17 protein-coding genes and 1 pseudogene are annotated in these 21,134 nt (G+C 70.8%); 7 read left to right on the plus strand and 11 right to left on the minus strand.

Features of this window, described 5'->3' with window-relative positions:
• Window positions 1-87 (plus strand): annotated as a pseudogene (locus tag ACZ60B_RS39880) (DUF2267 domain-containing protein); the annotation flags it as partial.
• Between the two features lie 124 nt (window positions 88-211).
• Here ACZ60B_RS39880 and ACZ60B_RS39885 read toward each other — a convergent pair.
• Genes ACZ60B_RS39885 through dnaK form a run of 8 tightly spaced genes read right to left on the minus strand, consistent with a single transcriptional unit; the run spans window position 212 to window position 9,250 of the window.
• The gene (locus ACZ60B_RS39885; protein WP_469396224.1) at window positions 212-2,026 is read right to left on the minus strand and encodes an FAD-dependent oxidoreductase; all 1,815 of its coding nucleotides are present in this window, start codon (window positions 2,024-2,026) and stop codon (window positions 212-214) included.
• Window positions 2,026-2,289 (minus strand): UBP-type zinc finger domain-containing protein, encoded by a 264-nt coding sequence (locus tag ACZ60B_RS39890; RefSeq protein ID WP_469396226.1) that lies wholly within the window; start codon window positions 2,287-2,289, stop codon window positions 2,026-2,028. The genes ACZ60B_RS39885 and ACZ60B_RS39890 overlap by 1 nt, the downstream gene beginning before the upstream one ends.
• Window positions 2,290-2,294: 5 nt before the next feature.
• Window positions 2,295-2,741, minus strand: coding sequence for a thioredoxin (gene trxA, locus ACZ60B_RS39895; RefSeq protein WP_469396228.1), 447 nt, complete (start codon window positions 2,739-2,741; stop codon window positions 2,295-2,297).
• Window positions 2,738-5,377, minus strand: coding sequence for an ATP-dependent chaperone ClpB (gene clpB, locus ACZ60B_RS39900; protein WP_469396230.1), 2,640 nt, complete (start codon window positions 5,375-5,377; stop codon window positions 2,738-2,740). The genes trxA and clpB overlap by 4 nt, the downstream gene beginning before the upstream one ends.
• Window positions 5,368-5,775 (minus strand): chaperone modulator CbpM, encoded by a 408-nt coding sequence (locus ACZ60B_RS39905; protein WP_469396232.1) that lies wholly within the window; start codon window positions 5,773-5,775, stop codon window positions 5,368-5,370. The genes clpB and ACZ60B_RS39905 overlap by 10 nt, the downstream gene beginning before the upstream one ends.
• On the minus strand, window positions 5,772-6,725 hold the full coding sequence (locus ACZ60B_RS39910) for a DnaJ C-terminal domain-containing protein (RefSeq protein WP_469396234.1): 954 nt from the start codon (window positions 6,723-6,725) through the stop codon (window positions 5,772-5,774). The genes ACZ60B_RS39905 and ACZ60B_RS39910 overlap by 4 nt, the downstream gene beginning before the upstream one ends.
• 6 nt (window positions 6,726-6,731) lie before the next feature.
• The gene (locus ACZ60B_RS39915; protein WP_469396236.1) at window positions 6,732-7,340 is read right to left on the minus strand and encodes a nucleotide exchange factor GrpE; all 609 of its coding nucleotides are present in this window, start codon (window positions 7,338-7,340) and stop codon (window positions 6,732-6,734) included.
• 8 nt (window positions 7,341-7,348) lie between these two features.
• Window positions 7,349-9,250, minus strand: coding sequence for a molecular chaperone DnaK (gene dnaK / locus ACZ60B_RS39920; RefSeq protein WP_469396239.1), 1,902 nt, complete (start codon window positions 9,248-9,250; stop codon window positions 7,349-7,351).
• Between the two features lie 277 nt (window positions 9,251-9,527).
• On the opposite strand from dnaK, the gene ACZ60B_RS39925 reads away from it, so the two are divergent.
• Window positions 9,528-11,309: a PucR family transcriptional regulator gene (locus ACZ60B_RS39925; RefSeq protein ID WP_469396243.1), complete on the plus strand. Its 1,782-nt coding sequence runs from the start codon at window positions 9,528-9,530 to the stop codon at window positions 11,307-11,309.
• Between the two features lie 166 nt (window positions 11,310-11,475).
• Here the strand turns inward: ACZ60B_RS39925 and ACZ60B_RS39930 are convergent, their stop codons facing one another.
• Complete coding sequence (locus ACZ60B_RS39930; protein WP_469396247.1) at window positions 11,476-12,366, minus strand: LysR family transcriptional regulator; 891 nt, start codon at window positions 12,364-12,366, stop codon at window positions 11,476-11,478.
• 134 nt (window positions 12,367-12,500) lie between these two features.
• Here ACZ60B_RS39930 and ACZ60B_RS39935 point away from each other — a divergent pair, with 134 nt between their 5' ends.
• From ACZ60B_RS39935 to ACZ60B_RS39950, 4 genes are all read left to right on the plus strand, one after another.
• Window positions 12,501-13,820 (plus strand): MFS transporter, encoded by a 1,320-nt coding sequence (locus ACZ60B_RS39935; RefSeq protein ID WP_469396264.1) that lies wholly within the window; start codon window positions 12,501-12,503, stop codon window positions 13,818-13,820.
• A gap of 101 nt (window positions 13,821-13,921) precedes the next feature.
• Window positions 13,922-14,767 (plus strand): aldo/keto reductase, encoded by an 846-nt coding sequence (locus ACZ60B_RS39940; protein WP_469396250.1) that lies wholly within the window; start codon window positions 13,922-13,924, stop codon window positions 14,765-14,767.
• Window positions 14,768-15,159: 392 nt separating this feature from the next.
• The gene (locus ACZ60B_RS39945; protein WP_469396253.1) at window positions 15,160-15,609 is read left to right on the plus strand and encodes a DUF1931 family protein; all 450 of its coding nucleotides are present in this window, start codon (window positions 15,160-15,162) and stop codon (window positions 15,607-15,609) included.
• Window positions 15,610-15,782: 173 nt separating this feature from the next.
• On the plus strand, window positions 15,783-16,346 hold the full coding sequence (locus ACZ60B_RS39950) for a type 1 glutamine amidotransferase domain-containing protein (protein WP_469396255.1): 564 nt from the start codon (window positions 15,783-15,785) through the stop codon (window positions 16,344-16,346).
• Between the two features lie 128 nt (window positions 16,347-16,474).
• Here the strand turns inward: ACZ60B_RS39950 and uvrA are convergent, their stop codons facing one another.
• Window positions 16,475-18,943: an excinuclease ABC subunit UvrA gene (gene uvrA, locus ACZ60B_RS39955; RefSeq protein WP_469396257.1), complete on the minus strand. Its 2,469-nt coding sequence runs from the start codon at window positions 18,941-18,943 to the stop codon at window positions 16,475-16,477.
• 537 nt (window positions 18,944-19,480) lie between these two features.
• Here uvrA and ACZ60B_RS39960 point away from each other — a divergent pair.
• Window positions 19,481-20,602, plus strand: a complete 1,122-nt coding sequence (locus tag ACZ60B_RS39960; RefSeq protein WP_469396260.1) for a hypothetical protein — start codon at window positions 19,481-19,483, stop codon at window positions 20,600-20,602.
• 7 nt (window positions 20,603-20,609) lie between these two features.
• Here the strand turns inward: ACZ60B_RS39960 and ACZ60B_RS39965 are convergent.
• Window positions 20,610-21,134 (minus strand): transposase (locus ACZ60B_RS39965; RefSeq protein WP_469396262.1); only part of this gene is annotated, 525 nt, incomplete at its 5' end.

Here is a 21,134-nt window from a genome sequence, read left to right on the forward strand (position 1 = left end):
CCCGACCTGATCACCCGCATCCTCCACCAGCTCCCCACCGGCTACGCGCTGCTGTTCGGCCAGGCCGAACTCACCCCCGCCGCATAGACGGCGAGCCGCACGCTCGGGGCGGACCCGACGACCCCGCATCACTGTCCGCCCCGAACCGCGGGCAGCCGCGAGGCGACCACGGCTGCCCGCCACCGCGGTGGCGCCGGACGGGCGCCATTCGTCACGCGAGCCATGCGGACTCCTTGTGACGTATGCGTGGGGAGACGTCCGAGTGGCCCGCGACAGCTGACGTGCCCGTGGTGCCGGGTACGGCCGAGTGCCCCAGGTGGCGGTGCACAAAGTGGATGGCCATCGCGCCCTCACCGGCCGCGGAGGCCACCCGCTTCACCGAACCGCTACGGACGTCCCCTACCGCGAAGACCCCGGGCAGGCTGGCCTCCAGGGTCATGCACGAGCGTCCGCGACCGTGCCACACCTCGGGGTAGGCACAGGCTTCCCGGGCTTCCGGCCCGGTGAGGACGAAGCCGCGGGAGTCGAGGGCGATCATGCCGGCGAGCCACTCGGTGTGAGGGGCGGCGCCGGTGAAGACGAACAGGCTCCGTACCGCGAGCCGGCGGTGCCCGCCCGTGCGGTTGTCGACCACGTCGAGCTCCTCCAGCACTTCCTGGCCGATGACCTCGGTGATCTCGGTGTGCAGCATGACCTCCACCCGCGGATGGCGCTCGACCTGGTCGACCAGGTAACGGGACATGTTGGCCTCAAGGCTGGCTCCTCGGACCAGCAGGTGCACCTTCGGCGCGTGCCCGGCGAGGAACAGCACCGCCTGGCCCGCCGAGTTGCCTCCGCCGACGACGGCCACCGGGTCGGTGCGGCATTGCTGGGCCTCGTAAAGGGTCGCCGAGTAGTGCACGCTCGTTCCCTCCAGGCGTTCGATGCCGGGCACCTTGAGCCGGCGGTAGCGGGCACCCATGGCCAGGACGACGGCGCGGGCTGCGATCTCGCTGCCGTCGGCGAACGCCACCACGTAGTGGTCCTCGTCCTTGGGATGGAGAGCGGTCGCCTCCAGCGGAAGGCTGATCCTGGCGCCGAACTTGTCGGCCTGGAGCACGGCGCGTTCGGTGAGTTCGGCGCCGGAGATGCCGGACGGGAAGCCGAGCAGATTCTCGATGCGGGACGACGTGCCGGCCTGGCCGCCGGTGGCCATTGCCTCCACCACCATGGTGCTCAGGCCCTCGGAGGCGGCGTACACCGCGGCAGCGAGGCCGGCGGGTCCGGAGCCGACGATGAGGACGTCGCCGTGACGGTTTCCGGCGGGTAGTGACGGCAGGCCGATGAGCCGGGCCAGTTCCGTGTTGCTGGGGTTGCGCAACAGGGTGGTGTCCCGCCAGATGACGAGTGGTGTCTCCTCCGGGCCGACGCCGAAGCGGCGCAGCAGCTCCTCGGCCTCCTCGTCGGTCTCCAGGTCGATCCAGCGGTGCGGCAGCCGGTTGCGGACGGCGAACTCGCGCAGCCGTCTGGTGTCGGGGGAGTAGCGCGAGCCGATGATGCGGAACCCGGCGCCCTGTCCGACGAGCAGCGCGCGACGGCACAGACAGGCACGCAGCACGGTGTCCCCGATGGTGGAGTCCTGGGACACCAGGTGACGCAAGTGGTCCAAGGAGACGACAAGGACCTCGCCCGGCTCCCTGGCGACAGCGGTGTAGAAGGCCACTTGTCCGTAAAGTAGGCCGAGTTCACCGATGAAGCGACCGGGGCCGTGCACGCGCAGCACGCGCTCCTCGGGAGTGCCGTGGCCCTCGACGACGGCGACGGTACCGCTGAGGACGACGAAGAACGTCTCGCAGCGCTCGCCCTCCCGGATCAGCACGTCGTTCGGAGCCATGGTCCGGCGTTGCCCGTGCTCCGCCAGACGTGCTGTCTGCTCCTCCGTGAGGCGCGGATACGCGCCGTAGATGTCCGGGGTCTCCCGGACGGCGGCCTCGTCCGCTTCCTCCGGCACCGGTTCTCCGCCCGGCAGCGACTGGTCGCCGGACATCAGACGAACGCCTCGTCAACGTAGCACCAGCGCCATTCCTCGCCGGGCTGGAACGACTGCACGATCGGATGGGCGACGGCAGCTGCGTGCTTGCGCGCGTGCTTGTTCGGCGAGGAGTCACAGCAGCCGACGTGCCCGCAGGTCAGGCAGAGCCTCAGGTGGACCCACGGGGAGCCGAGCATCAGACACTCCTGACACCCTTCTGGGGTCAGCGGCTCGACCGGCCGGACGAGCGCGAGGTGGGGATCTGCGTGCAGGGTCATCCGGATCACCCTTTCCGGGCGGTGATGGACTGTTCCACCCACTGGCGCAGAGCGGGGGCGGGCGCCGCCCCCGCCTGCCGGGCGACCGTCTCGCCCCGGTCGAGGATCAGCAGTGTCGGTACGGCCTGGACCTCGAAACGCCGCGACAGCCGCGGGTTCTTGTCGACGTCGACCTTGACGAGTTTGATTCGGCCGGCGAGATCGGTGGCGACCTGCTCCAGTGCGGGGCTGACCATGCGGCAGGGGCCGCACCAGGTGGCCCACAGGTCGACCACGACGGGGACGTCGGCCCGCTCGGCGACCTCGGTGAAGTCGTCGTCGCCCGCGTCCACCATCCACGGCAGCGGCTGCTCGCAGTGGCCGCACTTGGGACGGCCCTCCGCGGCCACGGGCACCCGGTTGGTGCGCCCGCAGCGGGGACAACTGACGGTCGTCGCCTGCATCGTGCTCATGCCGCCCGCGCTCCCTTCACGTCGTCGGGCTGGTCGTAGGTGACCACCAGCTCTCCGTGTTCGGCGTCGACACGGATCGTCGCGCCGTCCTGGACGTCACCGCGCAGCAGGGCGCGCCCGACCATCGTCTCGACCTCGTGGGAGATGTAGCGGCGCAGCGGGCGGGCCCCGTACACGGGGTCGTAGCCCTGATGGGAGATCACCTCCCTGGCCGCGTCGGTGAGTTCGACGGTGATGCGGCGTTCGGCGAGCCGACGGCGCAGCTCGTCGAACTGCAGCTCCACGATCCGCTCGATCTGCCGCTCGCCGAGCGGTTTGAACAGCACGATGTCGTCGACGCGGTTGAGGAACTCCGGGCGGAAGTGCCCGCGCAGCTCGCCCATCACCAGGGCGCGGGCGTCCGGCTTGATCTCGCCCTCGGCGGTGGCGCCGTCGAGGAGGTGCTCGGAGCCGATGTTCGACGTCATGATGATCACGGTGTTGCGGAAGTCGACGGTTCGGCCCTGGGAGTCGGTGATGCGGCCGTCGTCGAGGACCTGCAGCAGGGTGTTGAAGACATCGGTGTGCGCCTTCTCGATCTCGTCGAACAGCACGACCGAGTACGGCTTGCGGCGTACGGCCTCGGTGAGCTGGCCGCCTTCCTCGTAGCCGACGTATCCGGGTGGTGCGCCCATGAGCCGGCTGACGGTGTGCCGCTCCTGGTACTCACTCATGTCGAGGCGCACCATGTTCTCCTCGGAGTCGAACAGGGCCGCGGCGAGGGTCTTGGCCAGCTCGGTCTTCCCGACGCCGGTGGGGCCGAGGAAGATGAACGAGCCGATGGGGCGGCGCGGGTCGCGGATGCCGGAGCGGGCGCGGATGATGGCGTCGGCGACGAGCTTGACGGCCTCGTCCTGGCCGATGACCCGCTCGCGCAGGATCTCGTCGAGGCGCAGCAGCTTCTCGCGTTCGCCCTCCTGGAGACGGGCGACGGGGATGCCGGTCCAGGCGGCGACGATGTCGGCGATCTCCTCCTCGGTGACGACCTCCCGCAGCAGCCGGTTCTGCCCTTGTTTGGTGGCCAGTTGCTCCTCCTCCGCGGCGAGCCGGCGCTCCAGGTCCTGAAGGCGGCCGTAGCGCAGTTCGGCGGCCCGGTTGAGGTCGTAGGCGCGTTCGGCCTCCTCCGCTTCGAGGCGGACCTGCTCCAGTTCCTGGCGCAGTTCCTGCACGCGGCGGATGGCCTGCCGTTCGGCCTCCCACTGGGCGTGTTTGGCGTCGGCCTCGCCGCGCAGGTCGGCCAGTTCCCTGCGCAGTTCCTCCAGGCGGGTTCTGCTGGCGGCGTCGGTCTCCTTGGACAGGGCCGCCTCCTCGATCTCCAGGCGGGTGACGCGGCGGGTGATCTCGTCGAGTTCGGCGGGCATCGAGTCGATCTCGGTGCGCAGCCGGGCGCACGCCTCGTCGACGAGGTCGATGGCCTTGTCCGGCAGGAACCGGTCGGTGATGTAGCGGTGGCTGAGGGTGGCCGCGGAGACCAGTGCGGTGTCCTGGATCTTCACGCCGTGGAAGACCTCGAGGCGTTCGCGCAGTCCGCGCAGGATGGAAATGGTGTCCTCCACGCTCGGCTCGTCGACCAGGACCTGCTGGAAGCGGCGTTCGAGGGCGGCGTCCTTCTCGATGTGCTTGCGGTACTCGTCGAGGGTGGTGGCGCCGATCATGTGGAGTTCGCCGCGGGCGAGCATCGGCTTGAGCATGTTGCCCGCGTCCATGGCCCCTTCGGCGGCGCCCGCGCCGACGACGGTGTGGAGTTCGTCGACGAAGAGCAGGATGCGTCCCTGGGCGGCCTTCACCTCGGACAGCACGGCCTTGAGGCGTTCCTCGAACTCGCCGCGGTACTTGGCGCCGGCGACCAGGGAGCCCATGTCGAGAGCGAACACCGTCTTGTCGCGCAGGCCCTCGGGGACGTCGCCGCGAACGATGCGCTGGGCCAGGCCCTCGACGATGGCGGTCTTGCCGACGCCGGGGTCGCCGATGAGGACGGGGTTGTTCTTGGTCTTGCGGCTGAGGATCTGGGTGACGCGGCGGATCTCCGCGTCCCGGCCGATGACCGGGTCCAGCCGCCCGGACCGAGCCTCGAGGACCAGGTCGCGGCCGTACTTCTCCAGAGCCTCATAGGCCACTTCGGGGTTGGCGGAGGTGACCCGCTGGTTGCCGCGGACCTGGGTGAGCGCGCTCAGGAACGAGTCCCGGGTCACGCCGTGCTCCTTGAGCAGGCGTCCGGCGGCGGTCGCCGAGCCCTCCTCGGCCAGGGCGAGCAGGAGGTGCTCCACGGAGACGTACTCGTCCTTGAGGCGTTTGGCCTCCCGCTCGGCGGCATCGAGCAGGCGGGACAGGCGCTGGGTGACGAAGACCTGGCCGGGTGCCGCGCCGGGACCGGTGACCTTCGGGCGGCGGGAGAGTTCCTCGCGCACGGCCGCGCGCAGTTCCTGCGGCTCGGTGCCGGCCTGTTGCAGCAACCGTGGGATCAGACCGTCCTCCTGATCGAGAAGCGCGAGCAGCAGGTGTTCCCCGTCGACCTCGGTGTGCCCCATGCCGACGGCCGCGCTCTGGGCCTCCTGGAGGGCTTCCTGGGACTTCTGGGTGAGACGGTTCATGTCCATGGGGGTGTTTCACTCCTCGTGCCGCGGCCGCGCAGGGCGGCTTCGAGCAGGCTGATGCGGTCGAGCAGGTCGAGCACCAGGCCGATGGATGCGTAGTTGAGGCAGAGTCCGGTGCGCAGCCGCTGGATACGGGCGAGAACCGCCGGGGCCGTGGGGTCGAACACCAGTCGCCCCGCGGAGTCGCGCTCGGCGTCGACCAGGCCGAGGGCGACGAACCGGCGGATCAGATCGGGGTGGAGTCCCGAGCGAAGGGCCACGGCGGCCAGGGAGAGCCTGGGGACGGGGACGAGCGCGTACCGGACGGCCGTCGAGGCAGTGATGTCGGCGCCTGTTCGTACCGGACGGGAGCCCACGCCGGCCCGGCCGATGTCTCCCGCTCCCGCGGGTCGGTCGTTCATCGCGTCCTCCTGGGGTCGAACGAGGAAGTGGCGGCGAGCTCCTCGAACAGTTCGCGCTCCCGGTCGCCGAGGGCGGGAGGCACCATGATGCGGAGTTCGGCGTACAGGTCGCCGTTCGCGCCCCGCGGGTTCGGCATGCCCTCGCCGCGCAGCCGCAGCCGCCGGCCGCTGGAAGATCCCGCGGGCACCGTGACCTTCGCCGTGCCGCCGCCGGGCGTGGGCACCGGTACGGTCGCACCCAGGGCCGCCTCCCACGGGGCGACCGGGACCTGGACGTGCACGTCACGGCCGTCCAGCCGGAACCGGGGGTGGGGCTGGATACGCACCCGCAGGTACAGGTCGCCCGCGGCCGCGTCACCACTGCCCTGACCTCCCTCACCCGCCAGCCGGATGCGCTGCCCGTCGGTGATGCCCGGCGGCACGTCGACCTCGTACCGCCGCGGCTGCCCGGTGGGGCCGGCGAGTGTGACGGTGCGACGGCCGCCGCGGTACGCCTCCTCGACGGTGAGCGGCAGTTCGGCCTCCTGGTCCGCTCCGGGGACGCCGCCTCGGGCGGCGCCGGCTCCGAACATGGAGCCGAGCAGGTCCTCGATGTCGATGCCCTCCGCGCCGAGGTCGTCGCCGAAGCCGGTGGCGTACCGGACGCGAGGGCCGCCCGCGCCTGCGGTCCTCCGGGCGCGGAAGCCGCCGCCCGCTCCGGCCGCGACCCGTTCGTCGAAGTCCTCGGGGATCTTGCGGAAGTCCTCGCCGAAGCGGTCGTAGCGGGCTCGGGTCCTGGGGTCGGACAGGACGCTGTATGCCTCGTTGAGGTCCTTGAAGCGTTCCTCCGCCCCGGGGTCCTTGTTGACGTCGGGGTGGTGCTTGCGGGCGAGTTTGCGATAAGCCTGCTGGATCTCGTCCTGGCTCGCGGTCCGCGACACGCCCAGCACCTCGTAGAAGTCCCGTGCCATGACCGGTCACTCCCGCTTCGCGACCGTCACGGCGGCGGGCCTGAGTTGCCGTTCGCCGTCCCCGTAGCCGGGGCGCAGCACCTCGATGACGGTGCCCGGTGGGGCGTCGGAGTCCTGGACGACACCGACCACCTCGTGCCGGGCCGGGTCGAAGGTGACGCCGGTCTCCGCGTGCCGCGGGTAGCCGAGCAGTTCGAGGACGTTCACCGCCTGGTCGCGTACGGCTCGGATGCCCTCCACGATCGCGCCCGGATCGGCGCCGGCGTGAGTCAGGGCGAGTTCGAGGTTGTCGAGGACGGGCAGGAAGGCGGCCGCCGTGCGGGACCGCTCCACCGCCCGTTCGCGCTCCAGTTCCCTGGCGTGACGCTTGCGAAGGTTGTCGAGGTCGGCGAGTGCGCGCCGCCAGCGGTCCTCCAGCTCCTGGATCGCGGTCGTGTACTCGTCCTCGGCGGGCGCGGGGCCGGCGGCATCGGGCCCCGGTTCGCCGTTCGCCCCTTCGGGCCGGGGCGGCCCCGGTTGGGGCAGATCCCCGCGAGGAGCAGGTCCGGCGCCTTCCGGGACCCGTACGCCCGGATCCGACGCGGCCCGGTCGGGTTCCTGGGGGTGGGTGGGCATGGCGCGCCTCAGCTCTTGTCGAACTCGGCGTCGATGACATCATCGTCACCGCCACCGCCACTCGTGGGACCGCCGGTGGCGGCGTCCTGGCCGGGACCGCCGTCCGCGGCGGAGGCGCCCTGATGGGCCGCCAGCCCGGCGAGCACCTGCTGGAGTTCGGAGGTCAGAGGCCGCACGCGCTCCACGCCCGCCTCCTCCTTGACCGCCGCCCGGGCGTCGGACACGAGCATCTCGGCGCGTGCCTTCTCGTGCGCGGGCGCTGCGTCGCCCAGTTCTGCGAGGCGCTTCTCGACCTGGTACGCGACGGCGTCGAGTTCGTTGCGTGCGTCGACGGCCTCGCGGAGTGCCTGGTCCTGGCCCCGGTTGCTTTCGGCCTCCTGGACCATGCGTTCGACCTCGCTGCGGTCCAGGTTGGAGCTCTCGCTGATGGTGATGCCCTGTTCCTTGCCGGTGTCCTGGTCGCGGGCCTTGACGTTGAGGATGCCGTTGGCGTCGATGTCGAAGATGACCTCGATCTGTGGTTCGCCCCGCGGCGCCGGCCGGATGTCGGTGAGCTGGAACCGGCCCAGCACCCGGTTGTCGGCGGCCAGCTCGCGCTCGCCCTGGAGGACGACGATGTCGACGGCCGGCTGGTTGTCCTCGGCGGTGGAGAAGGTCTCGCTGCGGCGCACGGGGATGGTGGTGTTCCGCTCGATGATCTTCGTCATCACTCCGCCGCGCGTCTCCACTCCCAGCGACAGCGGGGTGACGTCGAGCAGCAGGACGTCCTTGACCTCGCCCTTGAGCACCCCGGCCTGGATCGCGGCACCCAGGGCCACGACCTCGTCGGGGTTGACGCTCATGTTGGGTTCCTTGCCGCCGGTCAGCCGGCGGACCAGAGTCTGGACGGCGGGGATGCGGGTGGAACCGCCGACGAGGATGACCTCGTCGATGTCGCTCTCGCCGACCTTTGCGTCGGCCATCGCCTGCTGCACCGGTCCCAGACAACGCTCCACCAGGTCGCCGGTGATCTGCTCGAAAGTGGACCGCATGATCGAGTCGGTGAGGTGCTTGGGGCCCGAGGCGTCGGCGGTGATGAACGGCAGGCTGACCTGCGTCTGCGTCACAGAACTGAGCTCGGTCTTGGCCTTCTCCGCCGCCTCGAACAGTCGTTGCAGCGCCTGCGGGTCCTTGCGCAGGTCGATGCCGTTCTCCTTCTGGAAGTCGTCCGCGAGGTAGTCCACCAGGCGCCGGTCGAAGTCGTCGCCGCCCAGGTGGCTGTCACCGGCGGTGGAGCGCACCTCCACCACGCCGTCGCCGACGTCGAGGATGCTCACGTCGAAGGTGCCGCCGCCCAGGTCGAAGACGAGGACGGTCTCGTGCTCCTTCTTGTCCATGCCGTACGCGAGGGCGGCCGCCGTCGGCTCGTTGATGATGCGCAGCACCTCCAGCCCGGCGATCCGTCCGGCGTCCTTGGTGGCGGTGCGCTGGGCGTCGTTGAAGTAGGCGGGCACCGTGATGACCGCCTCCGTGACCCGTTCCCCCAGCTGCTTGGACGCGTCGTCGGCGAGTTTGCGCAGCACCTGTGCGCTGATCTCCTCAGGCGCGTACAGCTTGTCGCGCACCTTGAAGCGGGCCGCCCCGCCGTCGCCCTCGACGACGTCGTACGCCACCGCCCTGGCCTCCTCGGAGATCTCGTCGAAGTGCCGGCCGATGAACCGCTTGGCCGAGTAGATGGTGCCCTTCGGGTTGAGGATCGACTGGCGCCGGGCCAACTGGCCCACCAGACGTTCCCCGGTGTCGGTGAAGGCCACCACGGACGGCGTCGTGCGGTTGCCCTCGCTGTTGGGCACGACGGACGGCTCGCCGCCCTCCCACGCGGCGATCACCGAGTTGGTGGTGCCCAGGTCGATGCCCACTGCCTTGGCCATGAGGAACTCCTCCCGGTGCAGCGCCTGCGTCGACTCTCCGGATCGCGCTCGTTCAGGTAGAGGTGGGATCTCGCCGGTTTCCCACCGGTGCGCACGGAAAGTCTCGAGCACTGCCCAGGGTGACGAACCGGGTGGCTCCACGCCTGCACCTGGCGAGTCAGGAACGCACGGGTCCGGTCGCCCCACGAGTACGAGAGAAAGAACCCACACATCTCGGATAGCCGGCCCGGGACCGGGTACGCGAAAGCCGCTCACCTACGAATGACGGAGTGATCCCATGGTCGGCAGTCGGGCGGACAGCCCGCACCACCGCTACTCCGGCCGGAAGGGCAGCCTCCCCCGGGGCAGCGCCGGGCGTCCCCCCACGGCCGCGCCCAGAGGGTCCCGCCTGCCCGCTCGCACCCCAGCCGCCCATGCCCTCCTCGAACTGGCCGCGCTCTCCCGCGCCCAGTTCGACGCTCCGGACGAAGGCGCGATCCTGCGCCTGGCCATGGACCACATAGCCGTCGCGGGGCCATACAGCGCCGAGGCCGGATACCTCAAGGTGGGCGGCGACCTGGTCCCCAGCCCGAGGAACGGGCGAACGCATGCCCTGGCCGTGGGCCGAAGGGTGCGGGAGCTGGCCGGGCAGGACGGCGACGTGAGCGTAGCCAGCAGGCCCTGGTGCCGGGCCCTGGGGCTACGCGGACCTGGGGCGCTCCACGGCTACCTCGTGGTCACGTCCCGCTCCCGGCCCACCGAGGCCGAGCGATTCCTGCTCTCCATGCTCGTCCGGCACACCGCTGCTGCAATGTCGGTCGCCTTCGCGCACCGCCGCCAACGCGAGGACGCGCTGGAGCTGCACCGGCTGCGGGAGGAACGCACAGCCCTCCAGCGGCAGCTGATCTCTGTGGTGGCCGAGCTGGGCTACGAGCGAGCCGTTCACGCTCTCATGGCCGGTGTCGCCGCCTCGGGTGGCGGTGAGGAAGCTGTCACCCGCGCACTGCACGGGCTCACCGGACTTCCCGCGCTGCTCGAGGACCGCTTCGGTCGGCTGAGGTCCTGGAGCGGTCCCGACCGCCCCGTCCCCTATCCCGAACCGGACCCCGTGCGCCAGAACGAAATGCTGCACGCCGTCGCCAAAGAGGCCGGGCCGGTGCGGATAAGGGACCGGCTGATCACCCTGATCCGCCCGCACGGCGAGATCCTGGGCGTGCTGGCGCTGGTCGATGCCCGGGACGAGGCCGACGAGCACACCGTACTCGCGCTTGGACGCGCCGCCGCGTCGCTCGCTCTGGAGCTGACGCACCTGCGCAATCTGGCCGAAGTGGAGCTGAGGCTGCACCGCGAGCTGGCCGACGACCTCCTGGCAGGGGCGGACGAGCCGAGCGCCTACGCCCGGTCCGAGGCAGTCGGACACGACCTGCACGGCAGTCACTACGTCGTCGTGGTGCAGTGGTCGAACCGGACCGCCGACGATTCCTTCGCGCAGACCGTGAGTCGGGCGGCCGTTGCGGTGGGCATGCGCTCGCTGCTGACCCGCGGCTCCGACCACGTCGTCCTCATCACTGGCGACAGGCCGCACGCCCGCGCGTTGTACGAAGCGCTCGCCCGGGAGACCGGTACGCGGTCCGGGACGATCGGGGTGAGCGCCCCTTGCGACGCCGTGGACGACATCCCCCACCACTACCAGGAGGCGCAGCGCGCCCTGGACGTGCGCCGCCACTCACGCGAGCGCTACGGCGCGACGTTCTTCGACGAGCTCGGCCTCTACCGCATCCTGGGACCCGGCAGCGATTACCGGGAACTGGAGACGTTCGTCCACGAGTGGCTCGGGCAGCTCATCGACTACGACTCCCGGCACCACGGGGCCATGGTGGAGACCCTGTCCCGGTACTTCGACTGCGGTGGCAACTACGACGAGACCGCCGACTCCCTCGCGATCCACCGCAGCACGCTGCGCTATCGGCTCCAGCGCATCCGCGACATCAGCGGCTACGACCTCGCGAACGTCGAGGACCGGCTGAACCTCCAGGTGGCGACCCGAGTGTGGAAGATCGTGCTGGGCGGACCGGGCTGATGCCTCCCTGGAGCTTTTGCGCGAGCGGTGTCAGTAGCCGACGCCGCCTGTGGACCACGGCAGCGGGAGCATCAGAGGCTGCTGCGGTAGATGTCGCGGCCGGAGCGAGACGAACGCAGGGGGCCGGACACCACCGACAGGTGACGTCCGAACCCCGGCCCGGGCATCACAGGGCGATGACGTGGAGGTCGACCAGGTCGAGCAGCGCCCGCAGAGCCGAGCTGGGCCGCCGGGTCGACGACGTGCCTAGATGCATGGCCCAGCGGAGCGTGGTGTCGTGGACGTCCAGGACGTGCAGCCCGGGGGTGCGGGCAACGGCGAACGCGGGCAGGAAGGCGATGCCCAGACCGTGCCGGACCAGAGCCGCCCCCATGTCGATGTCGGGCACTTCCAGTGCCACCCTGCGTACGACGCCCGCCGCCGCGAACGCCCGGTCGACCACCTCGCGGTTGCCGTAACCCGGCGGGAAGTCCACGAAGGGCTCCCCCGCGAGGTCCGCAAGTGCCACCTTTCCCCGCTGCGCGAGCGGATGGGCGGCGCTCACCACCATGACGAGCGGCACGGTGGCCAGCTCCCGTGCGTCGATCCCGGCGGGCTTGCGTTCGGGCAGCGACAGGAAGGCCACGTCGAGGTCCCCGCTGAGCAGCGCGTGCGCCAGTCCCGCCGACCCGGCCGTCGCCAGCCGCAGCCGGACGTCGATCGCCGGATGCCGCGCGTGCAGCTGCCCGAGGAGCGCAGGCAGGTCCACCACCTCGACCGAGGCCATGGCGCCCACGTTCACCGTGCCGCGCAGCGTGTCCTGCGCGGCGCCCACGGCGTCCTGTGCGGCCTGGGCGGCGTTCAGGGTGGCCCGAGCCTCCGGCAGCAGCGCGGCGCCCGCCCCGGTGAGCCGGACCTGCTGCGACGTGCGCTCGAACAGCGCGCAGCCGAGCTCGCGCTCCAGTGAGCGGATCGCGGCGGACACCCCTGACTGCACCACGTGCAGCCGACGGGCGGCACGCGTGAAACTCAGCTCCTCGGCGACCGCGATGAAGTGCTCCAGCTGACGTAGCTCCACGCGTGAAGTATCACTCGCATTGCTGGAGCCCAGCAAAAACATTCGTTGGCACTGATTCTGGCTGGTGAGGAGGATGGAAAGCGCCATCCGCTTCCGCCCGAGGAGGGGTACCCCTGCCTGCCGTTCCGACGCCGCTGAGCCGTCCCACAGCCGACGCTCCCGACGACCCGCCCCACCGGATCCCAGCACCCGCTCCCGCCGACCCGCCGCCCCGCGCCCCCGCCCGGCGCCGTGCCTCGCACACGACCGGCTTCTGGTTCGTGGCGGTGGCCTTCACCGTGCTGATGGCCTTCGGCACCGCGCCGACTCCGCTGTGGCCGCTGTACGAGGCCCGGGACCACTTCGGCGCGACCACGGTCACGGTGGCGTACGCCTCGATGGTCGTGGGCGCAGCGGCCGCCTTCCTCGGGCTGGGACACCTGTCGGACCGGCTCGGCCGGCGGCGCATCATCGTCCCGGCGCTGCTGGTCGGCATCGTCGCGTCGGTCGTGCTGATCGTGTGGCGGGACCTGCCGGGGCTGATCGCGGGCAGGATCCTGAACGGTGTCGGACTGGGGCTGATGGCCTCGACCGCGACGACGTACCTGCACGACCTCCACCACGAGGTCCGTCCGGAACGGACGGGTTCGGTGCTGCCCGGCATCGTGGCCACCGCCGCCAACCTCGGCGGCCTGGCCTCGGGGCCCCTGGTCGCCGGAGCCGCCGCCGAGTGGCTTCCCATGCCCCTGATCACGGCCCAGGCGATCTTCACGCTCGCCATGGCAGTGTGCCTGGCGCTGGTGCTGCGCACCCCGGAGACCGTCGACCTGGAGCTGCCCGCGGCCCAACCGCGCAGCAGGTTCGTCCTGCGCCCCGGCGGCCGGCGGGCGTTCGGCGCGGCCGGCGCGCTGGGCGCCTTCGCCTTCGCGATCCTCGGCCTGATCTCCTCCCTCGGGGCGAGCGTGCTCCACGGCACCCTGCACACCGACTCGCACCTCGTGGTCGGCCTGGCGGCCTTCCTCATGTTCGGTTCCGCGGCGGCCGCCCAGCTGGTGCTGGGCCGCCTCCCACTGCCCCGGCTCCTGATTGTGGGGGCAGCGGTCTTTCCGGTCGGCCTGGTCCTGTGCGCCGTCGCCCTCAACCACCCCGCCCTCTGGCTCTACCTGGTCGCCGTGTCCCTGTCGGGAGCCGGCTCCGGGCTGCTGTTCAAGGGAGGAGTCGAACGTGCCGGTTCAGTGGCCGAGCCCGCCTCACGCGCGGGAGTCCTCGCCGTGTTCTTCGTCGTCGCGTACCTGGGAATGGGCCTGCCCTCCGTCCTGTTCAGCATCGCCCTGCGGCACTTCGCCGTGCAGACCGCGATGACCGGCTTCGCGACGGTCCTCTCCTGCGGCGCCGTTGTGTCGGTGGTCGTCGCGTTGCGGGAACGCGCACCCGGTCCCGGCGAGCTCTCGGCTCAGTCCGCTCGCCCCTCCTGACTTTCCTGCGGCGCATGCGACACGGCTGTCCGGGAGGCGCGGACCCGGGCACCCGGTGCGGGTTCGCGTGACACGCATCCGCGGCGGACGGGAGGCCCGAGATGTCTGCGGAATCGGCCAGAACGATTGCGCTCCCCTCCGGTGAGGAGATCGCGGCGCTCGGGCAGGCCACCTGGTACCTGGGCGGGGACCCGGCCCGGCGTGAACAGGAGATCGCCGCGCTGCGGCTGGGCGTAGACCTGGGCGTGACCGTCGTCGACACGGCGGAGACGTACGGCGACGGTGCAGCCGAAGAGCTCGTCGGGGAGGCCCTCCGGGGACGCCGGGAGGAGGTCTTCCTCGTCAGCAAGGTGCTGCCCGGCCACTCCGACCGGAAAGGCACCGTCGCCGCCTGCGAGGGCAGCCTGCGGCGGCTCCGTACGGAACGGCTGGACCTCTACCTGCTGCACTGGCGGGGACGGTGGCCACTCGAGGAGACCCGTGCGGGATTCACCGACCTGATGGAGGCGGAGAAGATCCGTTACTGGGGCGTGAGCAATCTGGACGTCGCCGACATGGCCGAACTGACCACCCTCCCCAATGGGGACGCCGCGGCCGTCGACCAGGTGCTGTACAACCTCTCCCGGCGCGGCATCGAGTGGGATCTGCTCCCCTGGTGCCGCGACGCCGGGACGACGGTCATGGCCTACTCCCCGATCGAGCAGGGGCGGCTGCTGAAGGGCGACGCTTTGGGTGCCGTGGCCCGGGCCCTCGGAGCCACGCCGGCCCAGGTGGCACTCGCCTGGGTGCTGGAACAGGGGGTGGCCGCGATCCCGCGTCCCGGATCACCCGACCACGTTCGGGAGAACCGCGGCGCGGTGGACCTCCACCTTCCTGCCGGTGCGCTCGACGCTCTCGACGAGGCGTTCCCGCCGCCCGACGGGCCCACGCCCCTGGAGATGCTCTGAGGGCGTTGACAGGATGGCACGCCCTGCTCAGCCCGACCCCTGCACCGGGCCCGGGCCCTGTCCCCGTCTCGGCGGGGTGTCCCAGTACAGTCCCGCTTCCCCGAGCTGGTCGTGTCGTCCTGTCAGCAATTCTCGTTCGAGGCGTTGCAACGCCGTGCAGCCTCCCGTGGACGGACGGACGGACGGACGGACGTACGTACGGGCGTACGGCCGGCCAAGGGGTGCCCGCGCACTTCATGCTGCTCTGCCAGGGGAAGAGGGGGTGGCCTTTTTCGGCCTGGGATGCGGAGGCGCTCAGCAGGGGGCTCTGCGAATCTCGACCGGGTAACAGCCGATGGAGGCGCGGGCGGGAGGGAACGACGCCGCCCGTTCCCGGTGAGGAGGCGAGAGGCATGACCGTGATGGGTGTGCCGAAGTTTGAGAGGTTCTTTCGCGCCGCCGCAAGCCTCGACGTGGACAAGAACGACCTGAAGCGGTACGGCGAGTTCGTCGACGCCAAGCTCTACGACCTCCTGGTCGTCGGCCAGGCGTCGGCCAAGGCCAACGGCAGGGACACCGTCGAACCGTGGGACCTACCGATCACCAAGGGCCTCCAGGAGAGCATCCACCGGTTCCGGCGGCTCGACGAGGAGGTCGAGCTGAAGCCGATCCTGGAACAGCTCGCCGCGCACCCCACCCTCGACAGGACACCCACCCAGGAGACCGAAGAGCGCTACCCCGAGATCATCGGCGGTCTCAGCGTCGCCCTCGCCGAGACGTTCAAAATCATGTACCCGGACCTCAAGAACCCGCAGACCAGTCACTGGGAGGGCGTGACCGCGGTGTTCGACCGGCTGCTGTAGCAGTCGCACCCCGGTGCGTGTCACCGGACCCGTCTCAGGCCGGGAAGGCCGAGCCGCCCCGGATCGTCTCCAACGAACTCGTCCTCACTCGGACGGCGGGAATGCGGACAGGCCCTGCGGGTCTCCCGACCGCTCGCGGCCTACAACCAGCGTCTCGTTGAGGGAGCCCAACCATGACACAGGAACTCCAGGGGATGCGGGTGGGGATTCTGGCCACCGACGGCGTCGAGCGCGTGGAACTCGACCAGCCGCGCGGTGCGCTGCAGGGCGCAGGGGCGAAGACCGAGATCATCTCGCTCCACCCCGGCGAGATCCAGGCCCGCCAGTTCGACCTCGACGCGGCCGGAACCTTCCCCGTGGACCGCCTGGTCGCCGACGCCTCCGTCGACGAGTACCACGCACTGCTCCTGCCCGGCGGCACCATGAACCCCGACCAGCTGCGCATGGACCGCGACGCGGTGCAGTTCGTCAAGGACTTCATGGCCAGCGGGAAACCGGTCGCATCGATCTGCCACGGCCCGTGGACCCTGGCGGAAGCCGACACCGTGCGCGGCCGCCGCCTGACGTCCTGGCCCAGCATCCGCACCGACCTGCGAAACGCCGGAGCGGAGGTGGTCGACCAGGAGGTGGTGGTCGACGGGCAGCTGGTCACCAGCCGCAGCCCGGCCGACCTGCCCGCCTTCTGCGCCGCCGTCGTGGAACAGTTCGCCGGGGCGCACCACCCCGTGCCCGGCTGACCCGGCGGAAGGGGCTCAGACGGGGCGTCTCGCGAGCGATATCCGCCACAAGCCGGAACGCGGCACGGCGACGCGCGCGACCCTGCGCCCCGAAGCCGGCTACCGCCGCTCAGCCCCTCGTGCTGCCCTCAGGAGCGCGCGAGCCGGGCCGTGAGATAGGGCGCGGTGGCGCTGCGGCGGGCGCTCGCCACTTTGGCAGGTGGGCCCGCCGCGACCACCCGCCCGCCCGCGTCGCCGCCGCCCGGACCGAGGTCGATGACCCAGTCGGCGGTGGCGATCGTGTCCAGGTCGTGCTCGACGAGGACGACCGTGTTGCCGGCGTCGACGAGCCGGTGCAGCTGTCGCAGCAGCAGCGCGATGTCCGAGGGGTGCAGCCCCGCCGTCGGCTCGTCGAGCAGGTAGAGCGCGTGCCCGCGGCGGGCCCGCTGCAGTTCGGTGGCCAGTTTGATGCGTTGCGCCTCACCGCCGCTGAGTTCCGTCGCGGGCTGGCCCAGCCGCAGGTAGCCCAGTCCCACCTCGCGCAACGTCTCCAGACTGCGGGAGGCCGCCGGGACGGCGGACAGGAACTCGGCGGCGGCGTCGACGGACAGCGCCAGTACGTCCGCGATGTTCTTGCCGCGGTAGGTGACTTCCAGCGTCTCGGCGTTGTACCGGGCGCCTTCGCAGGCCGGGCACGGGGCGTAGGTGCCGGGCAGGAACAGCAGTTCCACCGCGACGAATCCCTCGCCCTGACAGGTCTCGCACCGGCCTTCGGGCACGTTGAAGGAGAACCGCCCGGCCGAGTAGCCGCGCGCCCTGGCTTCGTCCGTCGCCGCGTACAGCTTGCGCACCGCGTCGAACATCCCGGTGTACGTGGCCAGGTTGGACCGGGGAGTCCGGCCGATGGGCCGTTGGTCGACCCGGACCAGCCGGTCGAACGACTCGACCCCCGACGCGTCCTGGACGTCGACCTCCAGCCGCGCCTCGTCGGGTTCCTCGGGTACGAGTCCGAGGTGGCCGCGGACGACCTCGGCGAGCACCTGCGTCACCAGCGTCGATTTTCCGGAACCGGACACGCCCGTCACCGCCGTCAGTACGCAGAGCGGTACGTCGACGGACACGTCGTGCAGATTGTGGCGGGAGACGCCGCGCAGGCGCAGCCAGCCGTGCGGTGTGCGCGGGCGGTGCTCGAGCGGCTGGGCGCGCCCGAACAGGTACTGGCTCGTGGCCGACTCCCCGACCCGCTCAAGACCGGCGACCGGGCCGCTGTACAGCACGCGCCCGCCGCCCTCGCCCGCACCGGGGCCGATGTCGACCACCCAGTCCGCCCGCCGTACGACGTCCATGTCGTGCTCCACGACGAACAGCGAGTTGCCCGCCGCCTTGAGGCGGTCCAGCACGTCCAGCAGCGGTTCCGCGTCAGCCGGGTGCAGGCCCGCGGAGGGTTCGTCGAGGACGTAGACGACGCCGAACAGCCCCGAGCGAAGCTGGGTGGCGATCCGCAGGCGCTGCGCCTCGCCGGGCGACAGGGTCGTCGAGCGGCGCCCGAGGCTGAGATATCCGAGGCCCAGGTCGAGCAGTACGTCGACGCGCGCGACCAGATCGCCGCAGATCCGGACCGCGACCTCGGTCGTCTCCCCGGATCGCGCGGTCGACGTGGTGGCGTCGGCCTCGGACCGCCCCGCCACGGGCCGCAGCAGCGCCACGACCTCGGTGAGCGGCATCGCGTTGATCTCGGCGATGGAACGTCCGGCGAAGGTCACGGCGAGCGCCTCGGGCCGCAGTCCGCTGCCGTGACAGGCGGGGCAGGGCACACTCCTGACGAACCGGAGCGCCCGTTCGCGCATCTTCTCGCTCTTGGAGTCGGCGAGGACGTGCATGACGTGCTTGCGGGCGCTCCAGAACTTGCCCTGGTAGCCGTAGTCGACGCGGTCCTCCTCCGGCTCGATGTACACGGAGGGCTGCTCGTCCGTGTACAGCAGCCAGTCCCGGTCCTTCTTCCTGAGCCTGCGCCACGGACGGTCGATGTCGATGCCCAGGCCGTTCACGACACTGCGCAGGTTGGCGCCCTGCCAGGCGCCCGGCCAGGCGGCGATCGCCCCCTCGCGGATGCTCAGCGAGGGGTCCGGGACGAGCAGGTCCTCGGCGACGTCGTGCACGACGCCCAGTCCGTGGCACTCCGGGCAGGCGCCGGCCGCGGTGTTGGGTGAGAACGACTCGGCTTCCAGCCGTGCGGCCCGGTGCGGATAGGTGCCGGCGCGGGAGTACAGCATGCGCAGCAGATTGGACAGCGTGGTGATGGTGCCGACCGTCGAGCGCGAGCTGGGCGACCCGCGTCGTTGCTGCAGGGCCACGGCCGGTGGCAGTCCGGTGATTTCCTGCACGTGCGGTGCGCCGACCTGTTGCAACAGCCTTCGGGCGTACGGTGCTACGGACTCGAAGTAGCGCCGCTGGGCCTCCGCGTAGAGCGTGCCGAACGCGAGTGAGGACTTGCCCGAACCGGAGACGCCGGTGAAGGCGACCATCGCGTCCCGCGGAACGTCGACATCGACGTTCCGCAGGTTGTTCTCACCGGCGCCCCGGACATGCACGAAGGGGTCGGTCGCGTCCTTGTCCACCGTTCCTGATTACCTGATCGCGCCGGGAACCGCGCGACAGGCGCCGCCCCCGGGCCCCGCCTCCAGGGAACATTCGAGAGTGCTTCACCGCTGATCCGTAGGGGGCGTGAAGAGAACTGTGTCCCCGGGTCTCACCCCCTGCCCATGAGGACGATCGTTCGGCTGAAGCCCATGGAGCCCCGCCGCGAGGCGACCGCCCTTCGCGCCCACTCTCGGTCCGCCCCGGCTGGGCCCCCGAACCAGTCGGGACCTTCGCCTACCCCCTGCCCTGCGCACTTCCGGGCAGGACACCGAAGCGGGGTGTCCGGTGACGCGACGTGCGGAGCCGCCCGGGGTGGCGCGGAGCCGGTGCCCGTGGTGGCGCACGCAACAGTGTGGCCCGGTGGCGGGACAGGTCCTGCACGAGGGAGCACGAGGAGCTGCGAGCGTACCGCCTGCACCTGTCGGCAGGGGCCAGCGTGTCACGCGGCGTCGGCGTTACCTCGGGGGCATCCTGTGGCCATGTGCGATCGCGGGGGCAGCCGACGATAAGGAGTCATGCGGGTGTCGTCCCAGGACGTTACGGTCGTGGCTCTTCTGGCGGATCCGGATGCGCCGACGGAGATCGCGCAGCGCATGGCCCGGATGCTTCCTGATCGGCTCGCCGACAGGTCAGGCCAGCAACGACGGTTCGACGTCGAGGTGGTCAGCGAGCCCTTCACAGCAGGGACCGAGGACCTGTCCACATTGACGCGCCGGATCATGGACCGCGGAAGTGAGGGGGACTGGGACATCGTCGTGGCCCTCACCGACCTTCCGCTGCACTCGCATGGGCGCAAGCTCGTGGTGGATCTGAGTCACGAACACGGCTTGGCGCTGCTGTCCCTTCCCACGCTGGGGGGCTTCCGGCTGCAGACCAGGGCCCGGCAGGCCGTGGAAGAAGCCGTGCTCAGCCTGGCGGGCCTGCAGGCCACTGGGCCTGAGGGGCCTCCGGGAAGTCAGCCGCTGCGGGGGCCCTTCATCGGTCGTCTCGCGCCCATCCATCCGGGACAGGTCGGTGAGGAGGAGATCGCCGATCTGCGGTACGTCGTCAGTGGGCCGCGCGGTTACCTGCGGGTGCTCGGCGGTATGGTCCGCGCCAACCGGCCGTGGCGCTTGGTGCCGGGCTTGTCGAAAGCCCTGGCGGCCGCACTGGCCACGGGAGCAGTCGCCACCGTGAACTCCACCATCTGGAGCCTGGCCACCTTCCTGAGTACGCCACGTCTGGTGATCGCCATGGCCGGGTCTGTCGCTCTCATGATCGGCTGGCTGATCGTGGACGCGAACCTGTGGCATCGAACGGATGAGGTTTCGCCGGAGGCGAGGAAGAGGGCGGCTCTCTACAACGCCTCGACGGTCGTGACCGTGGGTATCGGGGTGATCGTCTGCTACGCGGGGTTGGTGGTCATCAACCTGATGTGTGCGCTGTTCCTCCTCAACGACCGGCTGTTCGCTTCCACGACACGAACGCCGCTGCACGTCACGGAGTACTGGACGCTGTCTTGGTTCGTCGCCTCGGTCGCCACGGTGGGCGGCGCGCTGGGATCGGGCCTGGAGAGCGACGAGGCGATCCGGGCAGCCGCCTACTCCAAGCGCGAACAGGAGCGTCGCAGCGTGCTGCAGGACGACCACGGTGACTAGTGCCGCATCAAGCAACGTCGGCCCTGTTCACGACCTCGCGGAGGCGTTCGCCGGCGGCGTGCTTGTTCCGCCAGATGACGTAGCGGCGGATCATGCTGCCCTGCTCTTTGTGGCTGGCGTGGTCGGTGCCGTCGAGGGTGAAGTGGCGCAGGACGGTGAACTGGGCCTCGATGCGGTTGAACCAGGAACTATTGGTCGAGGTGTAGGCGATCTCCACGTTGTCGGCCGTCGCCCAGGTCCCGACCCGCCGGCACCGCTTCGTCGTCAGATGCGGGGAGTAGTTGTCGCATACGATCGCGATGCGCTTCTCGGCCGGGTGCAGGGAGCGCAGGTAGCGGCAGAACTCCAGGAACTTCGAGTGGTTGTTGGTCTTCTTGATGTGGCCGTAGAGCTGGTCTTTGCCCAGGCCGTAGGCGGCGAACAGGTGTCGGACGCCGTGGGGGCGGGTGTAGGTCGCCCGCCGTCTCGGCCTGGGCTCGCGGTCGGGGTCCTTGTGCCTACCGCCGCGTTCGGCCCATGGGCGGCCGGGGTG

The organism is Streptomyces sp. NPDC104096 (genome assembly GCF_055584385.1).

What these genes read in the sequence shown, in the direction of transcription:
- dnaK (WP_469396239.1), bottom strand. Translation starts at nt 9,250, where the DNA reads ATGGCCAAGGCAGTGGGCATCGACCTGGGCACCACCAACTCGGTGATC.
- ACZ60B_RS39940 (WP_469396250.1), top strand. Translation starts at nt 13,922, where the DNA reads ATGTCTGCGGAATCGGCCAGAACGATTGCGCTCCCCTCCGGTGAGGAG.
- ACZ60B_RS39915 (WP_469396236.1), bottom strand. Translation starts at nt 7,340, where the DNA reads ATGCCCACCCACCCCCAGGAACCCGACCGGGCCGCGTCGGATCCGGGC.
- clpB (WP_469396230.1), bottom strand. Translation starts at nt 5,377, where the DNA reads ATGGACATGAACCGTCTCACCCAGAAGTCCCAGGAAGCCCTCCAGGAG.
- ACZ60B_RS39905 (WP_469396232.1), bottom strand. Translation starts at nt 5,775, where the DNA reads ATGAACGACCGACCCGCGGGAGCGGGAGACATCGGCCGGGCCGGCGTG.
- trxA (WP_469396228.1), bottom strand. Translation starts at nt 2,741, where the DNA reads ATGAGCACGATGCAGGCGACGACCGTCAGTTGTCCCCGCTGCGGGCGC.
- ACZ60B_RS39945 (WP_469396253.1), top strand. Translation starts at nt 15,160, where the DNA reads ATGACCGTGATGGGTGTGCCGAAGTTTGAGAGGTTCTTTCGCGCCGCC.
- ACZ60B_RS39950 (WP_469396255.1), top strand. Translation starts at nt 15,783, where the DNA reads ATGACACAGGAACTCCAGGGGATGCGGGTGGGGATTCTGGCCACCGAC.
- ACZ60B_RS39960 (WP_469396260.1), top strand. Translation starts at nt 19,481, where the DNA reads ATGCGGGTGTCGTCCCAGGACGTTACGGTCGTGGCTCTTCTGGCGGAT.
- ACZ60B_RS39910 (WP_469396234.1), bottom strand. Translation starts at nt 6,725, where the DNA reads ATGGCACGGGACTTCTACGAGGTGCTGGGCGTGTCGCGGACCGCGAGC.
- ACZ60B_RS39890 (WP_469396226.1), bottom strand. Translation starts at nt 2,289, where the DNA reads ATGACCCTGCACGCAGATCCCCACCTCGCGCTCGTCCGGCCGGTCGAG.
- ACZ60B_RS39885 (WP_469396224.1), bottom strand. Translation starts at nt 2,026, where the DNA reads ATGTCCGGCGACCAGTCGCTGCCGGGCGGAGAACCGGTGCCGGAGGAA.
- ACZ60B_RS39925 (WP_469396243.1), top strand. Translation starts at nt 9,528, where the DNA reads ATGGTCGGCAGTCGGGCGGACAGCCCGCACCACCGCTACTCCGGCCGG.